This is a genomic window from uncultured Cyclobacterium sp. (assembly GCF_963976465.1).
Lineage (GTDB): Bacteria > Bacteroidota > Bacteroidia > Cytophagales > Cyclobacteriaceae > Cyclobacterium.
Genome location: NZ_CAXBOC010000520.1, coordinates 1 through 3,735, shown reverse-complemented (window position 1 = coordinate 3,735; position 3,735 = coordinate 1). Strand labels below are relative to the sequence as shown.

The window sequence follows — 3,735 nt, the reverse complement described above, 5'->3', positions numbered from 1 at the left end:
AGATAGCTGAAGAAGTAGCTTCAAGGATAATCCCAGAGTTGCAACCAGCCACTCCTGATGATGAATTGATACAGATACCTGAGGCGATGAAACTTCTCGGGCGCTCCCGCACTACGATCAACAACTGGAGGAGGGAAGGCTTTCTGAAGGAACAGGTGATTAACACTAGGGTGTATTTTAAAAAGTCAGATATACTGAATGCCGGTCACCAGAAAAACGGTCGGAAAAAATAAAAGCGGATCATGCCCGATCCGCCTTAATTAATTTCATTAGGAAATGGTATCCCGTTTTTAGTGAGATAAATATACCATTTCTGTATGGAAAAATCAACCCAAATCTACAGAAATATGGACGATGAAACCCCTATCAAAAAGATTGATGAGAAATCTTCGAGTGCAACCATTCGAATGATCAGATTCCTGATGTCAAAATATGAGTTTAAAAATAACATGGTACTCAACGAGGTCTTTGCAAAAGAAAAAGAAGGAAAGAAGTACCACCCAGTCAATCCCCATACGCTTTACATAGAATGCCGACAGGAGGGATACCGTACTTCGGTGGCAGAGATCAATACCTTTCTGTCTTCAGATTTTATCCCAAAAACAAATCCTTTCTTGAATTACTTTAAACAGTTTCGAGACACCTGGAGTGAAGTCAACCATGGAGATTATATCCGGAAATTCACTCGTTATATTCAGGTACAAGGACAAGAACGATTTGAGATCCAGTTTAAAAAATGGCTGGTGCGCTGTGTGGCCTGTTGTCTCCGCGATGACTTTTTCAATAAGCAAGCCTTGATCTTTGTACAGGAGCAACAGAATAGTGGTAAAACCACACTTACACGTTTCCTGATTCCAGATCAGCTGAAGACATACCAAGCTGAAAATATCTCTGTAGATAAGGACAGTCTTATCGCCTTGAGCCAGAATTTCGGAATCATTCAGGATGAGCTTTCCACACTTTCTAAAACCGAGATCAATGCCCAAAAAACACTGATGAGTAAATCACAAGTCAAAGTCAGGCATCCTTATGACAAGAAGCCTAAAATGGAACCGAGAAGGGCTTCAATATGGGGATCTACCAATAAGGCCGAGTTTCTCACGGATGTAACAGGAAGCGTGCGTTGGCTCTGCTTTACGGTAAAGGAAATTAATTGGAATTACATAAAAGAAATTAAAATCGATAGGGTTTGGGCACAGGCTTATCAGTTATACCTGACAAATTTTCATTATGAAATGACAGCAAAAGAAATTCGGGAAAATGAAATCATGAACAACCAGTACAAAACCATTTCTCCTGAAGTAGAGCTGGTGCAAAAGTTCTTTTCACCAGGCACTAAAGAGGACCATGACAAATTCATGACTGCAACGGATATCTGCCATCAGCTGGCTTTAAATATTTCCGGCAATCTAAGAATTAGCCCTGTGGAGATTGGGAAAGCCTTGAAACTGCTTGGTTATGTTCAGACCCAAGTACGAAGAAACGAAACCCAAGCCTTCCCCGAAAAGGGATACTACATAAAACAAAACCAACCTACTACTTACTACAAATAGGGGGTAAATATTTGAATTACAGGTAAATAAACTGTAGTAAGATAAAATAATTAAAGTTACTACAAGCTACTACAAACAGCTCTTTTGTAGTAAGATGGTTTTTGATTCATAAGAGATGTAAGCAACTGAATATCAATAATTAAAGGGGTATTTGTAGTAAGGTAGTAGCTGTAGTAAGTGGTTTTTCAAAAAAATTAAACTTAAGAACAATGAATGCAAAAGAAGCAAATAAAATATCCATAATAACCTATCTGGACCAGATGGGAATCAGACCAAGTAAAGTAAAAGCAGGTTATTGTTTTTACTATTCTCCCTACCGGGAGGAATCAACCCCTTCTTTTAAGGTAAGCCCCAGCAAAAATCTATGGGTAGATTTCGGAGATGGTAATGCTGGAGGGACGCTGATTGACCTGGTTCTTAAAATGAATCCTGTTTATAATGTTCCAGATGCCATTAGAGAAATCGAAACGGTAAGTGGATCTTCTTTTATTCTTCACCAGCCTGCTATTCCCCGACCCGACCCATCTGAGGAGACAGCTGCAGGAATCAAGATTATAAAAACCAAACCAATAGGAAACAATAGTGCCATAACGGATTACCTTCAATCAAGGCGAATCCTTCTGGATACAGCTAAAGAATTTTGCCGTGAAGTCTATTACCGCATTGGTGACAACAGATATTTTGGTCTAGGCAACCCTCATGAAAATGGTTGGGCAATTCGTAACAAATATTGGAAAGGCTGCACTGCCCAGGGGGTATCTACCTACTGTAACAATTCAGCTGATCTTTGCCTTTTTGAAGGAATATTTGACCTGCTGAGTTATAGGGAGATGAGAAAAGGGGTCCATTACCAAGAGGACTTTATGGTGCTCAATTCTTTGGCCAATTTACAGGGATATTATTCGAAAATAAATAAGTACAGCCGTGTAAACTTATTTTTGGACAGGGATAAGGCAGGGAAAGAGGCGGCCAGAAAATTAATGGATAGCCTACCTCATTGCAGAGACCAGTCAGAATTATTTCATTCCCATAAAGATTTAAACGAGTATTGGATGAGTAGGGAAAATTTAGGCGTAAAAAGGTAACCGAACAAATTAAGATTTTTAGGATACTACAGAAAAAACGAAGAAAATGTTTAGAGGATTGGATGAGACTTAAGGCTTTGCCTTACAAATTGTTGAATATGCAAATGCCTATATACCAATACTTACATACATTCCTATTCAAATAATGCTATACATAATTATATTCCGAAAGGGAGGGGGGAATGACGAAAAATGGAATGCTGAGTTCCAATAATAAATGCCTATTCAGGTATCCAAATACACATATTACCATATATTTAAAGATCCCTATATCCCAATAAAAATATAATATTAATTTGCATATACTTAGATAAAAACATATGTTTAACAATATTATTAGTAATATTTAGTTATTAATTTATATTAAAACAGTTCTTTACTTAACCGACTAGAGGCTAAATAACACGCTGGTGCCACTAGAATTCCGCTGTGCGCGATCCTTGCAAGTTGTGTCTTTGTCCGACAAAAAACCGCTGGTTTTTTTTCTACCAAAAACGAACTTGCCCCTCCCATTTCCCTTCCTGTTTGACAGTTGTGTAATTTGGAGTGGAGAAGAAAAATCCTCGCAACTCGGATTTTAACAAAGAAAATCAAATGAGAAAAGCAACCCAAAATGACAGGGAAAAGGTCGTAACCATCCTGTTGAAAGCATTCAAAAAAAACAAAAGTGTCAACTACATTGCTGGTAAAGAAGAAGAGAAAATTCGCTATTTGATGGAGTATTCTTTTGAAAACTGCATTGATATGGGGGAAGTTTTTATTTCAGAGGATGGCAATGCTTGCGCCATGATACAGTTTCAGGATAAGAAAAAATTCTCTTGGAAAAGTACGTATCTGGATATACAGTTAATTTTCAAAACCATTGGGGTGGGAAATATTCCCAAAGCTTTGTCCAGGGAGTCCTTTATAAAAAAACATTATCCCAAAGAGCCTTTCACCTATTTATGGTTTGTTGGGGTAAGCCCGGAAAAGCAAAAAAATGGCTTTGGCACTAAGATCCTGAAGAATGTATTGGATTATTCCAAAACACTTGACCGACCTGTTTACCTGGAAACATCTACAGAGAGCAATCTCCCGGGCTGGGTGTAGAATCCTCT

4 protein-coding genes are annotated in these 3,735 nt (G+C 38.3%); all 4 read left to right on the top strand.

The genetic code is table 11. The features are described 5' to 3' along the window. The first annotated feature begins 2 nt into the window (after positions 1–2). The 4 genes from AAC037_RS21465 to AAC037_RS21450 all read left to right on the top strand — a co-directional run bounded on the left by AAC037_RS21465 (position 3) and on the right by AAC037_RS21450 (position 3,727). Positions 3–233, top strand: coding sequence for a helix-turn-helix domain-containing protein (locus tag AAC037_RS21465; RefSeq protein ID WP_339905508.1), 231 nt, complete (start codon positions 3–5; stop codon positions 231–233). Between the two features lie 84 nt (positions 234–317). Continuing rightward, complete coding sequence (locus AAC037_RS21460; RefSeq protein WP_339905506.1) at positions 318–1,553, top strand: VapE domain-containing protein; 1,236 nt, start codon at positions 318–320, stop codon at positions 1,551–1,553. Between the two features lie 209 nt (positions 1,554–1,762). Further along, positions 1,763–2,638 carry a toprim domain-containing protein gene (locus tag AAC037_RS21455; protein ID WP_339905505.1) on the top strand — a complete coding sequence of 292 codons (876 nt, stop codon included), beginning with the start codon at positions 1,763–1,765 and terminating at the stop codon, positions 2,636–2,638. 594 nt (positions 2,639–3,232) lie between these two features. Continuing rightward, positions 3,233–3,727 (top strand): GNAT family N-acetyltransferase, encoded by a 495-nt coding sequence (locus AAC037_RS21450; protein ID WP_339905503.1) that lies wholly within the window; start codon positions 3,233–3,235, stop codon positions 3,725–3,727. Positions 3,728–3,735 lie beyond the last annotated feature (8 nt).